17 protein-coding genes are annotated in these 19,725 nt (G+C 72.4%); 9 read left to right on the top strand and 8 right to left on the bottom strand.

Translation table 11 applies throughout. The features are described 5' to 3' along the window. Positions 1–10: 10 nt before the first annotated feature. Positions 11–457 carry an SRPBCC family protein gene (locus tag IDM40_RS16460; protein WP_193122898.1) on the top strand — a complete coding sequence of 149 codons (447 nt, stop codon included), beginning with the start codon at positions 11–13 and terminating at the stop codon, positions 455–457. 146 nt (positions 458–603) lie between these two features. After that, on the top strand, positions 604–1,314 hold the full coding sequence (locus IDM40_RS16455) for a M50 family metallopeptidase (RefSeq protein WP_193122897.1): 711 nt from the start codon (positions 604–606) through the stop codon (positions 1,312–1,314). A 58-nt stretch (positions 1,315–1,372) separates the two neighbouring features. Here the strand turns inward: IDM40_RS16455 and IDM40_RS16450 are convergent, their stop codons facing one another. From IDM40_RS16450 to IDM40_RS16440, 3 genes are all read right to left on the bottom strand, one after another. Beyond that, positions 1,373–1,726, bottom strand: a complete 354-nt coding sequence (locus IDM40_RS16450) for an STAS domain-containing protein (protein ID WP_193122896.1) — start codon at positions 1,724–1,726, stop codon at positions 1,373–1,375. A gap of 564 nt (positions 1,727–2,290) precedes the next feature. Beyond that, a complete protein-coding gene (locus tag IDM40_RS16445; protein ID WP_235997675.1) occupies positions 2,291–4,576 on the bottom strand; it encodes a hypothetical protein in 2,286 nt (761 codons plus the stop codon). A gap of 111 nt (positions 4,577–4,687) precedes the next feature. Next, on the bottom strand, positions 4,688–5,794 hold the full coding sequence (locus tag IDM40_RS16440; RefSeq protein WP_193122895.1) for a CaiB/BaiF CoA transferase family protein: 1,107 nt from the start codon (positions 5,792–5,794) through the stop codon (positions 4,688–4,690). A 290-nt stretch (positions 5,795–6,084) separates the two neighbouring features. On the opposite strand from IDM40_RS16440, the gene IDM40_RS16435 reads away from it, so the two are divergent. After that, positions 6,085–7,257, top strand: a complete 1,173-nt coding sequence (locus IDM40_RS16435) for a resuscitation-promoting factor (RefSeq protein ID WP_216630906.1) — start codon at positions 6,085–6,087, stop codon at positions 7,255–7,257. A 213-nt stretch (positions 7,258–7,470) separates the two neighbouring features. Next, on the top strand, positions 7,471–8,355 hold the full coding sequence (gene rsmA, locus IDM40_RS16430) for a 16S rRNA (adenine(1518)-N(6)/adenine(1519)-N(6))-dimethyltransferase RsmA (protein WP_193122894.1): 885 nt from the start codon (positions 7,471–7,473) through the stop codon (positions 8,353–8,355). A 157-nt stretch (positions 8,356–8,512) separates the two neighbouring features. Here the strand turns inward: rsmA and IDM40_RS16425 are convergent, their stop codons facing one another. Both IDM40_RS16425 and IDM40_RS16420 read right to left on the bottom strand, forming a co-directional pair. Next, positions 8,513–8,749, bottom strand: a complete 237-nt coding sequence (locus IDM40_RS16425) for a hypothetical protein (RefSeq protein WP_193122893.1) — start codon at positions 8,747–8,749, stop codon at positions 8,513–8,515. Beyond that, the gene (locus IDM40_RS16420; protein ID WP_193122892.1) at positions 8,730–10,175 is read right to left on the bottom strand and encodes a PspC domain-containing protein; all 1,446 of its coding nucleotides are present in this window, start codon (positions 10,173–10,175) and stop codon (positions 8,730–8,732) included. The genes IDM40_RS16425 and IDM40_RS16420 overlap by 20 nt, the downstream gene beginning before the upstream one ends. Positions 10,176–10,418: 243 nt before the next feature. Here IDM40_RS16420 and IDM40_RS16415 point away from each other — a divergent pair, with 243 nt between their 5' ends. Beyond that, entirely contained in the window at positions 10,419–11,618 is a 1,200-nt protein-coding gene (locus IDM40_RS16415; protein ID WP_193122891.1) for an ATP-binding protein, read from the top strand. Positions 11,619–11,725: 107 nt separating this feature from the next. Continuing rightward, positions 11,726–12,409 (top strand): response regulator, encoded by a 684-nt coding sequence (locus IDM40_RS16410; RefSeq protein WP_193122890.1) that lies wholly within the window; start codon positions 11,726–11,728, stop codon positions 12,407–12,409. A gap of 105 nt (positions 12,410–12,514) precedes the next feature. On the opposite strand, the gene IDM40_RS16405 is transcribed toward IDM40_RS16410, so the two are convergent. Next, on the bottom strand, positions 12,515–13,444 hold the full coding sequence (locus tag IDM40_RS16405) for a nucleoside hydrolase (RefSeq protein ID WP_193123024.1): 930 nt from the start codon (positions 13,442–13,444) through the stop codon (positions 12,515–12,517). A 205-nt stretch (positions 13,445–13,649) separates the two neighbouring features. Here IDM40_RS16405 and pcrA point away from each other — a divergent pair, with 205 nt between their 5' ends. Continuing rightward, complete coding sequence (gene pcrA / locus IDM40_RS16400; RefSeq protein WP_193122889.1) at positions 13,650–15,965, top strand: DNA helicase PcrA; 2,316 nt, start codon at positions 13,650–13,652, stop codon at positions 15,963–15,965. A 290-nt stretch (positions 15,966–16,255) separates the two neighbouring features. Here pcrA and IDM40_RS16395 read toward each other — a convergent pair whose 3' ends face one another. After that, positions 16,256–16,789: a DinB family protein gene (locus tag IDM40_RS16395; protein WP_193122888.1), complete on the bottom strand. Its 534-nt coding sequence runs from the start codon at positions 16,787–16,789 to the stop codon at positions 16,256–16,258. Between the two features lie 107 nt (positions 16,790–16,896). Between IDM40_RS16395 and IDM40_RS16390 the strand changes: the two genes are divergently transcribed. Then, complete coding sequence (locus IDM40_RS16390) at positions 16,897–17,304, top strand: helix-turn-helix transcriptional regulator (RefSeq protein ID WP_193122887.1); 408 nt, start codon at positions 16,897–16,899, stop codon at positions 17,302–17,304. 20 nt (positions 17,305–17,324) lie between these two features. On the opposite strand, the gene IDM40_RS16385 is transcribed toward IDM40_RS16390, so the two are convergent. Continuing rightward, positions 17,325–18,317 carry an ArsR/SmtB family transcription factor gene (locus tag IDM40_RS16385; protein ID WP_193122886.1) on the bottom strand — a complete coding sequence of 331 codons (993 nt, stop codon included), beginning with the start codon at positions 18,315–18,317 and terminating at the stop codon, positions 17,325–17,327. 68 nt (positions 18,318–18,385) lie between these two features. Between IDM40_RS16385 and IDM40_RS16380 the strand changes: the two genes are divergently transcribed. After that, entirely contained in the window at positions 18,386–19,624 is a 1,239-nt protein-coding gene (locus tag IDM40_RS16380; RefSeq protein WP_193122885.1) for an MFS transporter, read from the top strand. The last annotated feature ends 101 nt before the right edge of the window (positions 19,625–19,725 follow it).

Here is a 19,725-nt window from a genome sequence, read left to right as displayed (position 1 = left end):
GGATGGGCTCATGGCCACGCACAAGGTTTCCCGCACCATCGACGTCGACGCCCCCGCCTCGGTGGTCTTCGACATCATCGCCCGCCCCGCCCGCCACTCCGAGATCGACGGGTCCGGCTCCGTGGGCGGCCCGACCTTCGGCCCCGAACGCCTGGCGCCCGGTGTCCGGTTCGGGGTGGACATGCGTATGTACGGCGTCCCGTACCGGATGAGCAACGAGGTCGTGGAGTTCGAGGAGGGGCGGCGCCTGGTCTGGAAGACCACGGGCCCGCAGCGCTGGGGTTACGAGCTCGGCGAGCTCCCGGACGGCGGCACCCGGGTCCGGGAGACCTTCGACTACTCCCGCGGCCCGTCGTTCTTCTACGTGCTGACCGGGTTCCCCCGCAAGAACGCTGAGGCGATCGAGCAGACCCTGCTGCGCCTGCGCGAGGTCGCCGAGGCCGAGAACCGGGTCTGACGGGGCACACCTCTTCCGGAAAGTTCCGGTCACACGCAGATCTCCGAGATGTCCTACAGTTCGGCGAGGGCCCGCGCCCCGCGGCTCCCCCCTGAGCCGTGAGCGCCGCGGTCGGGCCCGCCCGTCTGTCGACTCAGGGAGCAGTGGTGGGAACAACCTTCGGTGACGTGTGGCAAGAGGTCCTCACGGTCCAACCCGAGCCGGAGCGGTGGATCGTCGTCGGCGCCGCGGTGGTGGCGCTGCTGGCGGTCGTGCTCGGCCCGACCTGGCGTGTGGGCCGCAACGTCGTCACCATCGCGCACGAGGGCGGGCACGCGCTCGTGGCCCTGCTGAGCGGCCGCCAGCTCACCGGGATCCGCTTGCACTCCGACACCTCGGGGGTGACGGTCTCCCGCGGCAAGCCGACCGGCCCGGGCATGATCCTGACGGTGTTCGCCGGGTACGTCGCGCCCTCCGTGGTGGGCCTGCTCGGCATCCTCATGCTCATGGCCGACCGGATCACGGCGCTGCTGTGGCTGAGCATCGTGCTGTTGGCGCTGATGCTGGTGATGATCCGCAACGTCTACGGCGTGGTGTCGATCGTCGCGACGGGTGCGGTGGTCTTCGGCGTGAGCTGGTACACCGAACCGGAGGTGCAGGCGGCGTTCGCCTACGTCTTCATCTGGTTCCTGCTCTTCGCCGGCGTGCGCCCGGTCTTCGAGCTGCAGTCGCAGCGCATGCGCCAGCCCTCGCCCCATTCCGACGCGGACCAGCTGGCCCGGCTCACGGGTATGCCGGGCACGCTGTGGGTGGTCGTCTTCGCCCTGGTCAACATCGGTGTGACCGGTCTGGGCGTGTGGCTGTTGCTGCTCCAGTAGCGGTGCCGGGCGGCCGGTGGGGTACCGGGCCGGCCGTCCGTCCTGTGCCGGCGGGGCCCTACTGGGAGTTGGGGGCCGTGAGCGCCTCGGTCACGGTGCCGAAGACCGGGATGCGGGTGTCCAGCGAGGTCACGCGCAGCGTCTGCATCACCCGGTGGACGGGCGCGGCCACGGCCAGGAGCGCCTGCTGCTCCTTGGCGGTCTTGTGCGCCCGGATGAGGACCCGCAGGCCGCTGGAGTCGATGAACCGCAGCTCCGTGCAGTCGAGCACGACCCGGCCGTGCGGCTGGGTCGTCAGAGCTTCGGTGACCGCCTCCTGGAAGCGGTTCTCGGTGGCCATGTCGATCTCCCCGTTCAGCGCCAGGACACGCCCGGCCGAATGCAGGGTGGAGGAGATGGTCAGGTCGGGCATTGCGACTCCGGCGAGTTCGGGACGTGCCCGATGGGTCGACGCGGCCGGGAGAACACCGTTCCAGGTGTTCGTGTCGGCCACTGCTTTCGGAGTGTTACCGGGAAGGCCAAGCTGTCGGTTCATCTGGTTCCTCGCGTGGTGCCCCGGGCCGGGGTCGGGGACGGAACGCTGTCGTCTCCTGGTCTGTCTGGGAAAGCACGGCTGCTCGTCGAACGATCGATCTCCGGCGGAAGTTCCGCCGGGGTCCGGGCGGGCGGTCGGTCCGCGGTGTGCGCGGGGCCGGTCGGCTCGCTGCCTCTTTCAGAACCCAGAACCCTCCCGTGGGGGCGGGCATTCCCCTTCCACGGCCAGATGGAGGTTCCGAACGGACGGCGGGGGCCGTTCCGTGCGGGATCCGGGGATGGTGGGTCATCGGCCGCTCTCGGATGGTACTGGGTACCTTGCTTGTCGCCAAGAGGGCCGTCCAGCCCCGGACTGTACCACAGCCCTGTGGCCGTTTCGTGACGTGAGTGACGCATGGTCGTGCTCGCGCGTTTCTCCGTGCCCTACTCGGTGTGACGTCGTTCATGCCCGTGTCGTGTCGGCGATCGGAACGGAACCCTCGGCGGCCTCCTCCTCGCGCCCCTGCAGCGCCCACACACACGCCGACAGCGTCAGCGGGACCGCCACCGTCAACGCGATCGCCGGGATGGCCACACCCGAGTCGTTGGCCGCGAACCCCACCAGGGCACACACGAGCGAACCCGTGAGCCCCGCCCGGAGCATCGGCGCGTCCTCGTAGGCCCGCTGCAGTGCGCCTATACGCCAGTTCGTGGGCCGCCGGAGCACCAGGAACAGGAAGACCAGCGCACACCCGGCCAGCAGGGTCAGCTGCCAGTTGCCGAGCGTGCCCAGCATCGAGGTGAGCTTGCGGGTGAGCACCGTGACCGCGTCCCCGTCCGCCACCTGCGCCGCGAACGCCCCGAAGTGGCTGCGCTCGTTCACCGGACGCAGGAGGTCCCACCAGGCCAGCAGGGCGATCGAACCCAGCGCGAGCGCCACCGCGCCGGCCACCCGCGGCACGGTGATGCGCGCCCCGGCGATCATCATGACCGTGACCGCCACACCCGGGACGAGCGCGATCACCCCTCCGAAGTCGGTGCCCAGCCCCGGCCAGCCGATGACGGCCACCGAGGTGGCCCCCACGGCCAGGCCGACCCACACAGCGAGCGTGCGCATGCCTCTGCGGATCAGCTCGTGCGCGATCCCGGCGACCGCCATGAGCATCCCGGTCGCGAAGGCCGCGAAGGCGATGTTGCCGATCCCGTAGAACCGTCCCGCGACGATCGGGGAGTACCCCACCGGCGAGTTCATCTGCAGGTTCGCGCCCAGGCAGATGTCGATCAGCAGCACCGCGGCGGTCGACCCGGCCACCACCGTCATCGGGCCGAGGACGCTGTGCCGCCACGGCCCCAGCAGCGCCGCGCCCACCACGAGCGCGTCCGCCGCCAGTACACACACCAGCAGCGCCGCCAGGGGTGTCGCCGAGGCCCACCACGGGACCAGGTTGGCCAGGTAACTCGCCACCGGGAACGCCGCGGCCGCAAGCGCCACGACCCGGGTCACCGACAGCACCAGCGCGCGTTTGCCGCGCTCGCCGGGGCGCCGGCCCGAGAACCGGCTGAGCGCGAAGGCGGCCGCGGCGTAGGTGAGCAGCTGGAACGCGACCAGCCCGGTGAAGAACCCGGGGACGGCGGCGCCCACGACCACGGCCGCGGTGTTGAAGTCCTCGAGCTCCCCGACCGCGCCCCCCGTGGTGTCGGGGCGTTCGGTCGTGTGCCAGGCGCGCCCGCTGGTCGGCGCGGTCTGCTGCAGGCCGAGCTCGGCCAGGGCCGAGGGCGTGGTGTCGGTCAGCACCACCAGCCCGGGGCGGCGCGTGGACTCCGAGGCCAGGTATCCGGCGTCGCCGTTCAGGCCCTCGGCGGTGGTCTCGGCGCTCATGCCGACGGTGAGCTCGGACGGTCCGGTGTCCATGGACACCCCGACCACGTTCAGGGCCGAGCCCTCGGGCAGCACGTCCAGGAGCGCGCGCATCCGGTCGTCGACGACCCGCAGCGCTTCCTCGCGGTCGCGCTCGGGTACCTCGTCGCGATCGGGTTCGGCGGGCTCGGCGCCCTCGGAGACGGCGGAGGCCCGGGCGGGGTCCGGGTGGAGGCTGGTGAGCTCGGCCAGTTCCACCGCGGCCAGGGAGACCCCGTCGAGGCGGTCGGCGGTCAGGTCGGCCGGGTCGGACAGGTAGTGGTCGACGTGTCCCCGGCCGTCGGCCGCGCCCAGGGCGGCGCCCGGGCCCACCGCCAGGGTCGTGCCGCCGGCCTCGCGCACGCTCTGCCCCAGGAGGCCGACGGGGGCGGCGAACTCCGAGTCCCGGTTGTCGGCCATGAACGTGTCGAAGCCGGGCACGAACGCGCCGGACCCGCTGCTCCGCGGGGTGGGCGCCGGCTCGCACACGGTGAACTCAGCGCGTTTGGCGACCGCGCGCTGCCCGGCCGAGACGGTCAGCCACCCGTCGGTGGGGCAGGTCCGGGAGGTCGCGCTGCGGATGGAGACGTTGCCGATGGAGGCCTCGCCCGCCATCTCCCACAGGTGCGGGGTGGTGTCGGGGGAGACGTCGGACCACAGCAGACCCGGGACCCCCACGATCACCACCGGACCCTCGCGGGTGGCGGTGGCGTCGGGGTCCGGGGCCGGCTCGGACGGCGCCGCTGCCGCCGGGGCCGCGCCCAGGAGCAGCAGCGCCGACAACAGCAGCAGGAGGGGGCGCACGGCCCGCGGGCCGACCGTCCCCGCCGTGGTCCGTCGCCCCTCCGACATGGCCCTGACCCCCTCGTGCGCGGCGTTTTCAGCGGCTCACGATAGTGATCGGGCCCCCTCGTACGGGGGAAAGCGGCGTTTTCGGGGCCGGGCCGATCAGACCGGGTCGATTCAGGCCCCGTCGATGCCCCATTCCTTCAGGACCCGGGAGGTGTCGGGCTGAGGCGTGGCCCGCGTGACCTGCCCGGGCGTGCGGTCGAACCGGGGCGCGGGGCCGGGGACGATCCTGCCGTCCTCCCCGCGGGTGAGGCTGCCGCGGGCCGCCACGTGCGGGTGGTCGGGGGCCTCGCCGGGGGAGAGGACCGGCATCACACAGGCGTCGGTGCCGTCGAAGACCTCCGCCCACTCGTCGCGGGTGCGCGTGCGCAGGACCTCGGCGAACCGGGCGCGCAGGGCCGGCCAGGACTCGCGGTCCCACTGGCCGGGCAGGTCCTCGCCGGCGAGCCCGGTGCCCTCAAGGAACGCGGCGTAGAACTGCGGCTCGATGCAGCCCACCGACACGTGGCGGCCGTCGGCGCACTCGTAGACGTCGTACCAGGGGGCGCCGGTGTCGAGGTAGTTCGTACCGCGCTCGTCGCTCCAGCCGCCCCGGTGGCGGTCCTCGAGCATCATCGAGAGCAGGAGCGAACTGCCGTCGACCATGGCGGCGTCCACGACCTGCCCGCGCCCGGAGGTCTGACGTTCCACGAGGGCGCTGAGCACGCCGGTGACCACGAACATGGTCCCGCCCGCGAAGTCGCCCAGCAGGTTGATCGGGGGCACCGGGGCCTCGCCGGCGCGGCCGATCGAGTGGAGGGCGCCGTTGAGGGACACGTAGTTCATGTCGTGGCCGGCGGTGTGGGCGAGCGGGCCGTCCTGACCCCAGCCGGTCACACGTGCGTAGACCAGGCGCGGGTTGAGTTCGAGGGCGTCCTCGGGGCCCAGTCCGCGGCGTTCCATGACCCCGGGCCGGAACCCCTCGAGGAGGACGTCGGCGCGGGAGACGAGGTCGCGGGCGAGTTCCATGCCCTCCTCGGACTTGAGGTCGGCGGCCATGACGGTGCGCCCCTCGCTCATGTGGGGTCCGGGCGCGCCGTCGTTCATGGCGTCGGCGGCCGCGGGGCGGTCGAGGCGGATGACGCTCGCACCCAGGTCGGCCAGGAGCATCCCGGCCATGGGTGCGGGGCCGATCCCGGTGAACTCGACGACGCGGATTCCGTGCAGGGGGCCCGTGCCCATTGGCGCTCTCCTTGAGTAGAACGAGATTCGGTTTCATTGTGCCGGGTGGGAGTGGCCCGCGTCACGCCGACCCCTCGTCGGGGCCGACGCGGGTGGGCCCTCCGTGGTGGGGGAGCGGGCCCCGGACCTGCCCGAAGGGGTGAACGGGGCGAAGCGCACATCCCGTTCCCGGGTTTCGGCCAAGTCCGCAATCTGTTTCGGTGGGGGTGTTAATGTGCAGCAGCAGTGGGGCCTCCACCCGCGCCCGACACTGTCTGACACCCCAGTCCCTCGGAAGGGCACCTCCCGTCATGTCCGGAACCCGTACCCCCAGGCGCCGCCGCGCCAACGCGAGCCGCGAACGCCGCCTCAAACCCGCGATCCTCATCGCCGGAGGCGCCGCCCTGGCCCTGGTCGCCGTGGGCGGCGGGACCGCCTACGCCATGGACGACGGCGTCACCCTCGACAACGACGGTGACCAGCAGTCCGTGCGCACCCTCGGCGGCGGCACCGTCCAGGACGTGCTTGACGCCGCCGACGTCACCCTCGACGATGACGACGCCGTCGCGCCCTCGCTCGACACCGAGGTCGCCTCCGGTGACCACGTGGTCGTGCGGTCCCCGCGCGACCTGACCGTCGAGCTCGACGGCCGCGAGGTCTCCGGCGGCGTGCACGCGGCCACCCTGGAGGAGGGTCTGCCGCAGCTCGGCCTCGACCTCGAGGGCGTCGACATGTCGGAGGACCCCGACACCGAGATCCCCGAGGACGGCCTGGAGGTGACCGCCGAGCAGGCGCCGCGGATGGTCGTCATGTACGACACCGTGCGCACCGAGACCCGGACCACGGGGGAGACCGTCCAGGACGTGCTCGACGCCGCGGACGTGGAGGTGGGCGAGCACGACATCGTCCGCCCCGGGCTCGACGAACCCGTGACCCCCGAGACCTCCGTCTCCATCACGCCCGTGCTGGACGAGCCGGTCGTCGAGGAGGTCCCGATCGAGGCCGAGGAGGAAGAGGAGGAGGACCCCGACCTACCCGAGGGTGAGCGCGAGGTCGTGACCGAGGCCGAGGACGGCGTCAAGGAGGTCACCACCGCGACGATCCTCCACCACGGCCAGGAGCGCGAGTACGAGCTCGACGAGGAGGTCGTCACCGAACCCGTCGACGGCCTCGTCAAGGTCGGCACCCAGGAGCAAGAGGAAGAGGGTTCCGAGCCCGAGGGCGGCGGCGACGCGGCCGACCTCAACTGGGCCGGGCTCGCCGACTGCGAGTCCGGCGGGGACCCGAACGCCGTGAACTCCGCGGGCGGTTACTACGGGCTCTACCAGTTCAGCGAGGACACCTGGCAGTCCGTGGGCGGCACCGGCCTGCCCTCCGACGCCAGCCCGGACGAGCAGACCCAGCGCGCCCAGCAGCTCTACAACGACGTCGGCGGCGACTGGCAGAGCCAGTGGCCGACCTGCGGGGTCCACCTCCACGAGTGACCCCCGGTGCCGGGCCCCGGCACCCTTCGGTCCATGGCGCAGGGCCTGCCTCCGGTGGGCCCTGCGTTCGTGTGTGCACGCGGAGCACGACCTGTCTCCGGTCGGTTCTCGCGCGTGCGACGGGTGCACGCGCGTGTGCGCGTGGGGCCAGTACCGCGCTCGGGGGACGGGGAGCCGTGCGCTCCGGGTCCGGTCCTGCGGGGATGGCAAGATGTGGGGGTGACACAGACACCCGAACCCGACCCCGCCGACCGCTCCCGCCTGCTCACGCCCGCCGACGTGCGCAAGCTCGCCGAACGGTTCGGTGTCCGGCCCACCAAGACCCTGGGCCAGAACTTCGTGATCGACCACGGCACCGTCCGCCGCATCGTCCGCGTGGCCGGCGTCACCGACGAGGACGTGGTCGTCGAGGTCGGGCCCGGGCTCGGATCCCTCACCCTCGCCCTCCTCCCGCACGTGCGCCACGTGACCGCGATCGAGGTCGACCCCGCCCTGGCCGAGGCGCTCCCGGGCACCGTCGCCGACCACGCCCCGGACCTCGCCGACCGGCTCACCGTGGTCCCGGCCGACGCCATGCGCGTGAAGGAGCTCCCCGGGCCGGAACCCACCGCCCTGGTGGCGAACCTGCCCTACAACGTGTCCGTCCCGGTCCTGCTCCACCTGCTCGAGCTCCTGCCCGGCATCCGGCGTGTGCTCGTCATGGTGCAGTCCGAGGTCGCCGACCGCATCACCGCCGAGCCCGGCGGCCGCATCTACGGGGTGCCCTCGGCCAAGATCGCCTGGTACGCCGACGCCCGGCGTGCCGGCGCCGTGGGACGCAACGTCTTCTGGCCCGCCCCCAACGTCGACTCCGGCCTGGTGGAACTGGTCCGCCGTCCCGCGCCCACGACCTCCGCCACCCGCGAGGAGGTCTTCGCGGTCGTCGACGCCGCCTTCGCCCAGCGCCGCAAGACCCTGCGCGCCGCCCTGGCCGGGTGGGCCGGGTCCGCGCCCGCCGCCGAGGAGGCCCTGCGCGGCGCCGGCGTCGACCCGCGGGCGCGCGGCGAGTCGTTGACCGTCGAACAGTTCGCGGCCATCGCCGAGCACCGCCCCTCCTGAACGCAGGGCCCGTCCCGCCGGCCCCGCACACACGCCGACGGCCGCCGAGCGCCGCTCCTCTTCGATGCGCTCGACGGCCGTCCGTGCCCCTCATCGGGACGTCCTGGCCGGGCCCGGGGATCGGGGTCCGGAACAGGATCCGCTCACGGACCCCGCGTCAGCCCTCCTGCGACGGCCCCGGCTCCCGGTCCGTGCCCCCGGTCTCCTCGGCCGGGGCCCTGCGCGACAGCCGCCGGGCCACCGCGGCCAGCGCCAACCCCACCGCGAGCGCGGGGAGTACCCACCACACCGGGAACGACCAGTCGCCGGTCCCGCGCAGGACGAAGGCGACCGCCAGGCCCACGAACAGCAGGCCGGCGACCATCGACCCCCAGTCAGTTCCCCGAGCGGCCATGCTCCACCTCCACGTGCCCGACGTAGGAGTCGGTCCTCAGATTGATCACCGGCGGTCCGGCCTCTTCTCCACCTTCACCGTCGCTGCCGGCGTCGGCGTCCTCACCCTCGGCCGGGTCGCGCTCGGCGTCCTCGCCGTCCCGCTCCTCACCGTCCTCCTCGACCGGTTCGTACACGCGGTGGAAGTCCACATCGGCACCGGAGGGCCCGGCGTCCGTCCCTTCCTCCTGGATCCCGCCGAGCCCCACCCACGAGGTCAGCTCCACCCGCGCGTGCTCGGGCAGGTGCAGCTGGGTGTGGCCGTTGACCGACACCTGCACGTCGACCTCCTCGCCCGGCTCCAGGTCGTGCAGCATCCGCAGGTCCATGACCCCGCTGCCCAACGTCACCCGGTGATCGCCCTCCTCCAGCTCGGCGACGGTGCGCGGCTCCCAGGTGGCCGAACCGATCCGCGTCAGGTCGGCCACCGAGGCGGTCGCGGCCAGCAGACTCAGCACGATCCCCAGGAACCACAGCCCGGACGGGTTGCCCCACCAGGTGCCCACGATCGCCAGGAGCCCCACGAACGCGAGAGCCCCCGCGACGAAGAACACCCCCGTGTCGGGCCCGATGAGCAGCCGTGCGGTGTCCCCGCTCCAGAGCTCCGAACCCCACCCGAAGAAGAGCATCGGCGCGAGCACGACGGTCGCGACCAGCACCCACCACACGCTCGAGGCCAGTGGGAACCCCTTCGGGCACTGCGCCTCTTCGGCACCGCCCGTGTGGTCGTCGTCCTCCGGGTCGTCCTCGTCGTCCTCCTCGTGGTCGGGCTCCACGCCCTGCGAGGAACGTTCCGAGACCACCGCCAGGTCGACCGGCCCGGGAGAGGCCGACGCCCACGGCTGGGCCGGGTTGTAATAGGAGGGGGTCGGCTCCGGAACGGGCACCGCCGGCGCCGGCTCCGTACGCCGCATCTCACCGCGCAACCCCAGGAAGGTCGACCGCAGGTCCACCCCCCGGTTGCGCGCCGACAGCAGCCCGATGATGAGCGGGGTCGCCAGGACCATCGTCCCCCAGCCGAACCCGCCGACCAGGCTCATCGCCGTCGCCAACGCAAGACCCAGCGCCAACAGCTTCAGCACCACCGCGGACGGGAACGCCCTGTTCAGCATCTGCTCCAGCGTCGAGGGACCGCCCCCGGTGTCGCGCATGAGCATCCACGCGGCGACGTAGAGCAGCACCCCCGTCGCGCCCGCGAACGCGGTCAGCACGAACGCGGCACGCCACACCACCGGGTCCACACCCGTGTACGCGCCCAGGCCCGAGCACACACCCGTGAGCACACGGTCCTCGCCCTTGCGCAGCTCCGGCGCGGGCCCGGGGGCCGGACCGGTCGCGCCCGGCGGCTCCCCGCCCTCGGGCACCCCGGACCTCGGAGCGTCAGCCATCTCGTCCTTCTCTCCAGCGGCGGCACCGTCGTTCCTGCGGAGGTACCGGAACCATCGTCGCCCAGCAGCTTCCCCGCACGCATCGGGGACGACCCTGACCCCACCCCTGACCTGCCCCACGAGCCGGCCAGGGCCGTGCCCCGATGACCGGCGGGGCCCGCACCGTGCATTCTTGGGTTGACGGCCCCGCGCACGGGCGGGGCGCGCCGGACCAACGACGACGACGGAAGCGGTGATCGGGCGGTGGCACAGGCGCCCACCCACACCCCGCGGTACACCCGCGCGGTGGACGGCAGACTCCTGGCCGGTGTGGCCTCCGGCATGGCCCGCCACCTGCGGGTCGACCCGGTCGTGGTGCGGCTGGCGTTCATGGCGCTGTCCATCGGCGGGGTCGGGGTCCCGATCTACCTCGCGCTGTACTTCTTCGTGCCCGAGGAGGAGGCCCCCGCAGAAGAGGAGGGCCCCGACCACCAGCGCAAGGGCCGTGAGGTCTCCCAGCTCATCGCCTACACCGCCCTCGCCCTGGGTCTTGGGCTGCTGTTCCTGCTGTTCGGGGGCGTGTTCGACCCGCTCCTGTGGTTCATGGTCTTCGGGACGCTGGGGGCCGTCATCCTGTGGCAGCAGGCCAACCCCGCCCAGCGCGACGAGTGGATGAGCACGAACGTCGTCCCGGTCGGACGCAAGGCCCTCATGCGCGCGGGCGCCGGTGTGCTGCTCATCGTCGTGGGAGTCATCGGGTTCCTCGTCTTCCAGGAGCAGCTCCAGAACGCCCGCGCGGGCCTGACCTTCGCGTTCACCATCATCGCGGGGATCGCCCTGGTCGCCGCCCCCTGGATCATCGGTCTGGTGCGCGAACGCGACGAGGAACGCCGCGAACGCATCCGCAACGCCGAACGCGCCGAACTCGCCGCCCACATCCACGACTCCGTCCTGCACACCCTCACCCTGATCCAGCGCCGCGCCGACGACCCCCGCGAGGTCCAGCGCCTGGCCCGTGTGCAGGAACGTGCGCTGCGCAGCTGGCTCTACCAACGCCCCGCCGACGCCGAGACCACCGTGCGCCCCGGTCTCGAACGGGTCGCCGCCGAGGTCGAGGAGGAACACGGCGTTCCGATCGAGGTCGTGTGCGTGGGCGACTGCGACATCGACGACGGGCTCAGCGCGGTGCTCCGTGCCGCCCGCGAGGCCATGGTCAACGCGTCCAAGTACGCGGGCGCCGACACCATCTCGGTCTTCGGGGAGGTCGAGGAGGAGGAAGTGCTCGTGTTCGTGCGCGACTGCGGTGTCGGGTTCGACCTGGAGCAGATGCCCGAGGACCGCATGGGCGTGCGCGGCTCGATCCTCGGCCGGATGGAACGCCACGGCGGCTCCGCGCGCGTGCGCACCGAACCCGGCGAGGGCACGGAGGTGCAGCTCCGCATGCCCCGCATCCCGAACCTGTGAGACCACGACCGGCGAACCCCGGAGCCGTGAACCCCGCGGAACCGGGTCGCGACCGGAACCGGACAGTCGGAGCCGAGGCCGGGACGCCTGTGGGTAGGGTCCACAGTGTGGACGACGACAAGACCAGCCCCAGCCCCAGCTTCAGTGAAGGCGGCGCGGTGCCCCGCGTCGTCATCGTGGACGACCACCGCCTCTTCCGCAGCGGCGTGCGCGGCGAACTCGGCGACGCCGTCGAGGTCGTCGGGGAGGCCGGCGACGTCGACGGCGCCGTACACGTCATCGCGGAGAAGCAGCCCGACCTCGTGCTCCTGGACGTGCACCTGCCCGGGGGCGGCGGCGTCGAGGTGCTGCGGCGGGTCCTGGCGCGGCAGCCGCAGGTGAGGTTCCTGGCCCTGTCGGTCTCCGACGCGGCCGAGGACGTCATCGGGATCGTGCGCGGCGGCGCCCGGGGTTACGTCACCAAGACCATCTCCGGCCGTGAACTCGCCGACGCGATCGTGCGGGTGGCCGACGGCGACGCGGTCTTCTCGCCCCGCCTGGCCGGGTTCGTGCTCGACGCGTTCTCCGCGACCGACGCCCCGCCCGTCGACCCCGAGCTGGACCGCCTCACCCAGCGCGAACGCGAGGTCCTGCGGCACATCGCGCGCGGGTACGCGTACAAGGAGGTCGGCAAGGAGCTGTTCATCTCCGTCAAGACGGTGGAGACCCACGTGTCCTCGGTGCTGCGCAAGCTCCAGCTGTCCAACCGGCACGAACTCAGCCGCTGGGCGACCGCGCGCCGCCTGGTCTGACCGGACCATCCGCCGCGCAGACGTAGCGCCCGCCCCCGTCGAGGGAGGCGGGCGCAGTTGTGTCCGGGCGGGCCCGGGGGAGGGCCCGGGCCTCAGGGCAGGGCGTCAGCGCAGGGCGTCGAGCATCAGCCGCAGGAACTCGGCGTCGGCCACCGACGTGATCACCCGCACCGGTCTGCGCTCGTCCGCGCTGGGCACCGGGCGCCGGTCGGCCACGGTCATGCCGCGCGTCAGCGTTCCGGCCGTCTCCACCCGCAGCGGCGCCTCGAAGGAACCGGTGATCAGCCGCGGGTCGACCAGCACGGCGGCGGCCAGCGGGTCGTGCATCGCACACTGGCGCACACCGTAGATACCGGCGTAGAACCCCGCGTAGAAGTCCAGGAACCCCGACGTGCGCTGCGCCTTCTCACCGGACACCAGCGCCAGCTCCGCCAGCCACTCCGGCGTGGCGACCGTCTCCATGGTCACGTCCAGCGCGACCAGGTCCAGGTCGAAACCGGCGCCGAACACCGTCTCGGCCGCCTCCGGGTCGTTGACGATGTTGGCCTCGCCGTGCGGACCGACGTTGCCGGGGGCGCTCACCGCACCGCCCATGACCACGAGCTTGCGCACCAACTGCGGCAGCTTCGGCTCCATCCCCACGGCCACGGCCAGGTTCGTGAGCGGCCCCACCGCGAGCACGTCCAGCTCGCCCGGGTTCTCCCGCGCCAACCGGACCAGCAGCTCGGGCGCCGACTCCGCCACCGGCTTGCGCGCCGGCTCGGGCAGTTCCACGTCGCCGAGCCCGTTCGCGCCGTGCACGTGCGGGGCCAGGCGCGGCTCCTGCACGAGCGGGCGCGCGCATCCCACGGCCACCGGGACGTCGGGGCGCCCGTACAGCTCCAGGAGCCGTAGGGCGTTGTCGGCCGTGACCTCGACGGCGTTGTTGCCGAAGACCGCACCGACCCCGGCGATCTCCACGTCCGGCCGGGCGGCCAGGTAGGCGAGAGCGACCGCGTCGTCGATCCCCGGGTCGCAGTCGACGAAGACGCGCATGGTCAAGGAACCCCCAGAAGGTACTGCTGCGGCCCCGCGTCGGGACCTGGACCGAACCAGCTTAGGAGTTGGGCCGGACCCGTCGTGCCCAGGGGCTGCACGGGCCGGAGGGCACCCTGGTCGGGGCCGGTGCCCGCGCTCCGTCCCGCTCCGGCCGACGGCGTACCGGACCGGACCGTCCCCGGTCGCCCGTAACCTGGATGGCGTGTCGTCCCAAGAGCAGCTTCTCGAAGGTCTGAACGGTCCCCAGCGCGACGCCGTCACGCACAGTGGCAGTCCACTCCTGATCGTGGCCGGCGCCGGCTCGGGCAAGACCCGTGTCCTCACCCACCGCATCGCCCACCTCATGGCCGAACGCGGTGTGCGCCCCGGTGAGATCCTCGCGATCACGTTCACCAACAAGGCGGCGGCCGAGATGAAGGAGCGCATCCAGGCCCTCCTCGGCGCCCGTGCCGCCAACACCATGTGGACGATGACCTTCCACGCCGCGTGCGTGCGCATCCTGCGGCGCGAGGGCCACCGCCTGGGATACCCGAGCAGCTTCACGATCTACGACTCGAACGACTCCCAGCGGCTCATGCAGCTTGTCTGCAAGGAGCTCGACCTGGACCCGAAGCACTACCCGCCCCGGTCGTTCTCCGCGCAGGTCTCCAACCTCAAGAACGAGCTCGTCGACTACGACACCTTCGCCGGGCAGGCGCAGAACGAGCAGGAGAAGAAGCTCGCCGAGGCCTACCGCCTCTACCAGACCCGCCTGCACGAGGCCGGGGCCGTCGACTTCGACGACCTCATCATGGTCACCGTCAACCTGCTCCAGATGTTCCCGGACGTCGCAGAGCACTACCGGCGCCGGTTCCGCCACGTGCTCGTCGACGAGTACCAGGACACCAACCACGCCCAGTACGCGCTCGTGCGCGAACTCGTCGGCACCGACGAGGACCCGGGCAACGCAACCGTCCCGCCCTCGGAACTGTGTGTGGTGGGTGACGCGGACCAGTCGATCTACGCGTTCCGCGGGGCGACGATCCGCAACATCCTGGAGTTCGAGCGCGACTTCCCGAACGCGCGCACGATCCTCCTGGAGCAGAACTACCGCTCCACCCAGACGATCCTGACCGCCGCCAACGCCGTCATCGACCGCAACGAGGGACGGCCGGCGAAGAACCTGTGGTCGGAACAGGGCGAGGGCAGCGCGCTCGTCGGGTACGTGGCCGACAACGAGCACGACGAGGCCGGCCACGTCGCCGGTGAGATCGACCGGCTCACCGACGAGGAGGGCGTGCTGCCCTCCCAGGTCGCGGTCTTCTACCGCACCAACGCACAGTCCCGGGTCTTCGAGGACGTCTTCATCCGCACCGGGCTGCCGTACAAGATCGTCGGCGGCGTGCGCTTCTACGAGCGCAAGGAGATCCGCGACGTCCTCGCCTACCTGCGCGTGCTCGCCAACCCCGAGGACACCGTCAGCCTGCGGCGCATCCTCAACGTGCCCAAGCGCGGCATCGGCGCCCGCGCCGAGGAGGCCGTCGAGCTCTTCGCCGCCCGGGAACGCATCTCCTTCGCCAGGGCCCTGCGCCGCGTCGACGAGATCCCCGGCATCGCCAAGCGCTCCGCCAACGCCGTGCGCGACTTCGTGGCGCTGCTCGACGAGCTCGCCGCGCTGGTGCCCGACAACAGCCCCGCGGACATCGTCGAGGCGGTCCTGAGCAAGACCGGGTACCTGTCGGAGCTCGCCGGTTCCAAGGACATCCAGGACGAGACCCGGGTGGAGAACCTCGAGGAGTTCGTCGACGTCGCCCGCGAGTTCGAGACCACCTTCGCCTCGCTCGTCGAACAGGAACCGCCCGAGGAGGCGGACGGCGAGCCCGTCACCGACCCGGGCGACCCCACCCTCGTGGACTTCCTCGAACGTGTGGCCCTGGTCGCCGACACCGACCAGATCCCGGACGAGGACGACGAGGGCGGCGTGGTCACCCTGATGACCCTGCACGCCGCGAAGGGGCTGGAGTTCCCCGTCGTGTTCCTGACCGGGCTCGAGGACGGGGTGTTCCCGCACAACCGCACCCTCGGCGACAAACAGCAGCTCGAGGAGGAGCGCCGCCTGGCCTACGTCGGGCTCACCCGCGCGCAGAAGAAGCTGTACATCAGCCGGGCCGCGGTGCGCAGCGCCTGGGGCACCCCGTCGTACAACCCGGCGTCGCGGTTCCTCGACGAGATCCCCTCCGACCTCGTGGAGTGGAAGCGCGAGGAGTCCACCCTGGCCCCGCCGCCCAGCCGCGGCCTCGGCGGCGGGTTCGGTTCCTCCGGCTTCGGCGGCGGGTCCCGCGGCGGGCGCCCCAAGCAGTCCGCGCCGGCCGCGCCCACGTTGAGCGTCGGCGACCTGGTCAACCACGACTCCTTCGGGATGGGCCGTGTAGAGCTCGTCGAGGGCGGCGGGGACAAGACCAAGGCCCGCATCGACTTCGGGGCCGACATCGGGGAGAAGGACCTCATGGTCAAGTACGCCCCGATCCAGAAGCTCTGACCCCGGGCGGGCCGGTCGCCCCGGCCCGCCTGCGCGGGTGCCCCGGATCAGACCGAGGCCACAGCCCTCCGTAGGCCTCACCCACAGCGTGGCCCGAGGCGGGACGTGCCGGCCGAGGCTCGACCGCCGTGTCGGCCGAACGCCCCGTCGGTGTCGGCCCCCCGGAGGACCTCGGCGCGCGGGCCCGGACCGGGCTCGCCCTTCGGGCGAACCCGGTCACCGCTGCACGCGGTCCCCGCAGCCCGGTTGCTGCTGGCCCAGTGGTCCCGGCCCCCGGTGGCCTGTGGCGCTCAGCCCTTGCGGAACCCGTCGCGGTACAGGTCCCGCAACAGCGCGATCTCGGCGCCGTGGTGGAAGATCTCCCGGTTCAGGTGGAGCACCAACGTCGACATCGGGTACTCCGCCCACGGGCCCTCCGCCTCACCGACGGGCTCCGCCATGGACGCGTCGTCGAGCGTGGCCAGGCCGTTCCGCCACTCCGCGTGGTAGCGGCGCAGGGACTCCAACCCCTCGGCGGCGGTCAACGGCCACTGCGCGGTCCCGATGGTCAGCGAGCCGTCCCCGAAGTGCGAGCTCGCCCGCATACCGAGGACGAGCACCGAGAGGTGCGCCATGCGCCACGCGATGGTCGTGAACGGCGGCGGTTCCGGCGGCGGGAACGACCAGTCGATCATCCCCGTCCCGTCCTCCTGCGGACGGATGCTCCAACACCCCTCCACGGGTTCCCACAGGTACTCCTCGTCGGTGAGCCCCTCCAACCGCGGCATCAGCATCCGGTCCCAGTAGAAGTCGAGCTGGAAGAGAAGGTCATCGGTCCAGGTCATGGCGGGCTCCGTCCCTCGTGTGCTTGCCGGTACCTCGATCCTGCACCGGCATGCCCGACAAGGCTGTGACGGTCTTTGCGTGAACCGTGTCGTGTCATGCTGCTCGCGTGAACGAGTCGGAACCGGGCGGTCCGGAGATCCAGGCACACCAGGTCGTGCCCCTGGTCGAACGGCAGCACGCCCTCATCGAGAACCTGCGCGTGCGCGATCCGCAGGTGACCACCGCGCGCCAGTTGGCCGAGCGCCTCGGGGTGAGCACCAGGACCGTCGAGCGCGACATCGCCCGGCTCCGCGACGCCGGCGTTCCGCTCGCTGTCACCACGGGGCCCGGCGGCGGGTACCGGCTGGCCGCACGTGGCACGGTCCCGGCTGCGGTCTTCACCGCGGGGGAGGTCTCGGCGCTGCTCGCCGCCCTCGTGGCCGTGGGCCCCTTCACCTCCGCGACCGCACGTTCGGCCTTCGCCAAACTGGTCGACCTGCTCGCCGAGGACCGCGGGGCCCCGCACACCCGCTGAGCGTTCCCGGCGTTCGGGGGTCACCGCCCGTCGGACGTCCCCGAACTCTCCACCAGGTGCTCCCCGAGCCCGGTGCGCGTGTACAGGACGTGCCGTCCGGTGCGGTGGCGGCTCACCAGACCGGCCCGCCGCAGGGCGGTGAGGCCCTCCGAGACCGAGGCCTTCGACCTGCCTGTGCGCCGGACGAGATCGCCCTGGCCCGCGGGGGTCTCCAGCTCGGCGAGCAGTCGTGCGCGTGTACGCCCGAGCACCCCGGTCAGCGCCTCGGGTACCGGGGCCGAACGCCCTTCCCAGAGCGTGCCGAGACCGCGCGCCGGATACCGCACCGTGGGCGGGGCCAGGGGAGAGAGGATGTGCCACACACCCGGGTACTCGAACGCCGTCGGGGTCAGCACCAGCCCCCGCCCGTCCAGGTCACGTCTGCCGTCGGCGGTACGGCTCGGGACGTGCAGGGTCACGTCCTTCCACCGGATGCCCGGGTCCAGGTCACCGAACGCGTGGCCCACCCCGCCCTCGGCCAGACGCCGTGCACGGTGGAGCACCTCGCTCTCCAGGAGCGTCAGCACCTGCGGCCAGTAGGGGGCGACCGCCGTCTCCCAGTACGCGGTGAGCTCGTCCGACAGCCGCCGGAGGCAGTCCACGGGGTCGTCGCGCAACCGGTCGACCTCCGGCCCTTGCGCAGTCGGAACCATGTCGAGGGATGTCCGCACGAACTCGGGCGTCTGGGCGCGCAGCCCCTCCAGCTCCCGTTCCAGATCGGGCATCGACCGGGCGGGGACCGGGCACACGAGCGCGGGCATGCGCCGAGCGCCCGGCGGGACGAGCTCGGCGAGCAGCGGCCACTCGGGGTCCCTGCCGCTCACACGCGGGGCGACCTGCGCGGCCCACCGTCGATGCACGGGTGAGGGGGACGGGCGGCTGAGCTGCATGCGCGCAGCCACCGTTTCCCACAGTGGGGAGATCGCGAACCGGGTCCGGGCGATCTCTTCGGTGGTGAAGGTCAGCTCGAGCATCACGCCTCCGGTTCGGCCATGTCCGAACCCATGGTGGCGGACCCCGTCTCGGGCCGAGCATCCCGGGTATGACCACGCTCTCCGATGACACTGCGCGCGGGCCGTTCTCGTCCGCGCCGTTCCGCCGCTTCTTCGCGGCCCGCACCATGGCCGACCTGGGTACCGAGGTCGGCGCGCTCGCCCTGCCGCTGCTGGCGGTGCTCACCCTGGACGCCGGGCCCGGGCAGGTGGGGCTCCTCGGCGCCCTGAGCACGGCCGCGTACCTGGTCGTCGGCCTGCCCGCCGGGGCGTGGACCGACCGCGTCCGGCGACGGCCCGTGATCGTGCTCAGCCAGTTCCTGCACGGGGTGGTGCTGCTGTCGATCCCGCTCGCGTGGGCCGCCGGCGTGCTGACACTCGCGCAGCTGTACGTGTGCGCGTTCCTGGGCGGGGTGGCCGCGCTCTTCTCCCGCACCGCCCAACAGGGGTTCCTGCCTGCCGTCGTCGGCCGGGAGCGACTGATGCCGGCGAACACGGCGCTCGCGGGGATGGGGTCCGCGGCGGTGGTCGCGGGACGGGGTGTCGGGGGTTACCTCGTGCAGACCCTGGGCGCACCGCACGCGGTCCTGCTCAACGGGGTGGTGCAGTGCGCCTCTGCCGCGGTGACCACGGGTGTGCGGGTGAGTGAACCGGATCCGGAACGCCGATCGCGGTCGATGTCCGCGGAGATCGCCGAGGGTGTGCGCCACGTGTTCGGTCACTCGCTCCTGCGGCCGATCGCCTTCTCCACGTTGATCCTGAACCTGGGCCTGAGCCCGCTCCTGGTGTTGGCCCCGGTGCTGATCGTGGGTGACCTGGGCCTTCCGGAGAGCCGGGTGGGGCTGTTCTTCATGGTCGGTGCCGCCGGGGCAGTGGCGGGTTCGCTCGTCGCCGGGGCGCTGGCCGCGGGCATCGGGACGGGGCGGGCACTGATCGTTGCCACCGTGCTCGCAGGGGCGACCGCGTTCGCGGTGCCGTTCCTGAGCGAGTCCGCCTTCTGGCCGGTGTGCGCCGTCTGGGCGCTCTCCCAGGGCGGGGTCGGCCTGCTCAACGTGGTCCAGACGACCTTGCGCCAGAGGCTCACCCCCGACGCCCTGCTCGGGCGTATGACCGCAACCATGCGCCTGTTGATGACCGGGGCCCTGACCCTGGGCTCGCTCGCGGCGGGTGTGCTCGCGGAGGCCGCGGACGTGCGTACCGCTCTCGCGGTCGGGGCGGCCGTGATGGCTCTGGCGTGGATGCCGTTGGCGTTCTCCCCGTTCCGTCGGCGGGACCCGGAAGTGCGGTGAGCCACGGACGGGTCTCCCCGAACCCGTCACGAGCACTCCGGTACAGGGGTAGAGTGGAGACGACCGAGCGAAACGAACGCGGATCTCGCGGGCGTGCCGGT

Source organism: Nocardiopsis coralli, assembly GCF_014892575.1.
Lineage (GTDB): Bacteria > Actinomycetota > Actinomycetes > Streptosporangiales > Streptosporangiaceae > Nocardiopsis > Nocardiopsis coralli.
The sequence above is the reverse complement of the archived record's forward strand: the minus strand, read 5'-3'. Positions and strand labels throughout refer to the sequence as shown.

What these genes read in the sequence shown, in the direction of transcription:
- IDM40_RS16460 (WP_193122898.1), top strand. Translation starts at nt 11, where the DNA reads ATGGCCACGCACAAGGTTTCCCGCACCATCGACGTCGACGCCCCCGCC.
- IDM40_RS16450 (WP_193122896.1), bottom strand. Translation starts at nt 1,726, where the DNA reads ATGCCCGACCTGACCATCTCCTCCACCCTGCATTCGGCCGGGCGTGTC.
- IDM40_RS16445 (WP_235997675.1), bottom strand. Translation starts at nt 4,576, where the DNA reads ATGTCGGAGGGGCGACGGACCACGGCGGGGACGGTCGGCCCGCGGGCC.
- IDM40_RS16440 (WP_193122895.1), bottom strand. Translation starts at nt 5,794, where the DNA reads ATGGGCACGGGCCCCCTGCACGGAATCCGCGTCGTCGAGTTCACCGGG.
- IDM40_RS16435 (WP_216630906.1), top strand. Translation starts at nt 6,085, where the DNA reads ATGTCCGGAACCCGTACCCCCAGGCGCCGCCGCGCCAACGCGAGCCGC.
- IDM40_RS16425 (WP_193122893.1), bottom strand. Translation starts at nt 8,749, where the DNA reads ATGGCCGCTCGGGGAACTGACTGGGGGTCGATGGTCGCCGGCCTGCTG.
- IDM40_RS16420 (WP_193122892.1), bottom strand. Translation starts at nt 10,175, where the DNA reads ATGGCTGACGCTCCGAGGTCCGGGGTGCCCGAGGGCGGGGAGCCGCCG.
- IDM40_RS16405 (WP_193123024.1), bottom strand. Translation starts at nt 13,444, where the DNA reads ATGCGCGTCTTCGTCGACTGCGACCCGGGGATCGACGACGCGGTCGCT.
- IDM40_RS16395 (WP_193122888.1), bottom strand. Translation starts at nt 16,789, where the DNA reads ATGACCTGGACCGATGACCTTCTCTTCCAGCTCGACTTCTACTGGGAC.
- IDM40_RS16385 (WP_193122886.1), bottom strand. Translation starts at nt 18,317, where the DNA reads ATGCTCGAGCTGACCTTCACCACCGAAGAGATCGCCCGGACCCGGTTC.
- IDM40_RS16380 (WP_193122885.1), top strand. Translation starts at nt 18,386, where the DNA reads ATGACCACGCTCTCCGATGACACTGCGCGCGGGCCGTTCTCGTCCGCG.